The sequence below is a fragment of the Gilliamella intestini genome, from assembly GCF_900094935.1.
Lineage (GTDB): Bacteria > Pseudomonadota > Gammaproteobacteria > Enterobacterales > Orbaceae > Gilliamella > Gilliamella intestini.
The window spans coordinates 1-1,195 of the sequence record NZ_FMBA01000112.1 but is presented as its reverse complement, the minus strand read 5'-3'; the positions used below and the strand labels follow the sequence as shown (position 1 = coordinate 1,195).

Genomic DNA, 1,195 nt, shown 5'->3' with positions numbered 1-1,195 from the left:
AATGATTTGTCAAATATTGCAACAGGTTCGCAAAATAAAATTATTATGGAAAACCCATATAAATATGATCCATTAGGTAGTGAAATATTAAGAGTTTTAGATAATAATGGAACAATTATTATCAAAGGTAGTTGGAATAATCCAAGTATGAAGAATATAGAAAAAATTGCTGCAGACAAGGGATTCACTTTATCTGAAAAAAATGTTATTTCAAGTAAAGGGTATTCACAATCAAATGGCAAACCTATACAGAATGAAACTATTACTGAATATAAATTTATTAGAAAATAATTAAGGTTTATTATGGAATATAAATTAGATGTAACCAATAGTTATCAGGAATTTATATGCTTAGACAATAATCTAGGAATAGAAAACTATTTATCGTTTGACTTAGAAAGTGGTGAAGATGATTTTCAAGTCAACTTAGAAAATATAGCGGTTAACATGAGCGAGGAAATTTGGTATTTACCTATTATAAAGCAAAATCCTAAAAGTGTTCTTAATAATGCTTTAAATGAAATTGATTTAAATGACCCAAGTAGTATATTAATTATTTTGATTAGAAAGGCAAGATTAATTATAAAAAACTTCAAAAACATGTATTTAAAAATACATGATGAAAAAAATGAACGTTTTCATTCCACAGATTCTAATTTTACCATAGGGGATAAATATATTTGGTTGGCAGGAAAAAGTGCTGACTATTCCGATCAAGAAATCAATTTAAAAATTGTTTTTTCAGGTAGATTAAATTTTGTTTTTGAAGAATCAGATATTTTAATTCAAACAGTAGAGTTTCGAGATTATATTACACACCATGAAGTTGATATTATTAACAGATATCAAGAATTAATTGTCAAATTAAAAAATAGAAATATTAATCAGCTAGATCTGAATAATATTTATTCTAATTTTTTAGAATATGTCTTTTCCAAAAATTATTTTAGAAGTAGTGAAAAAGGTAATATTGCATATAAAAATTATGTAGTATAGCTTCAAAGTATTAACCTTTACTATCTTATAGCAAAATATCTTATTACTTCGACAGAACCCTGTAAATAAATTTGTGTATTTACAGTTTTTTGGTTTGGCAACGGCTTTACCGAACCAGTGCCGTTGAGTTCAATAATGGATTAGGCTATGGTTGGAGCCACACGCTTTGTCATAGCCTTACCTTTACTGAAGACCATCA

Annotated in this window: 3 protein-coding genes; all 3 read left to right on the top strand. The window is 26.7% G+C overall.

What is annotated here, in order from left to right:
- A partial coding sequence (locus tag GA0061080_RS12725; protein WP_209435856.1) for a hypothetical protein occupies nt 1–291 on the top strand: 291 nt, incomplete at its 5' end.
- Between the two features lie 12 nt (nt 292–303).
- On the top strand, nt 304–996 hold the full coding sequence (locus GA0061080_RS12315; RefSeq protein ID WP_091126268.1) for a hypothetical protein: 693 nt from the start codon (nt 304–306) through the stop codon (nt 994–996).
- A gap of 65 nt (nt 997–1,061) precedes the next feature.
- Nucleotides 1,062–1,195, top strand: a 134-nt coding sequence (locus GA0061080_RS13275; protein ID WP_439330231.1) for a DUF6531 domain-containing protein, incomplete at its 3' end; no start/stop codon positions are given.

Bases quoted from the DNA above. Each gene is read 5' to 3' on its own strand.
- GA0061080_RS12315 (WP_091126268.1), top strand. From the start codon at position 304: ATGGAATATAAATTAGATGTAACCAATAGTTATCAGGAATTTATATGC.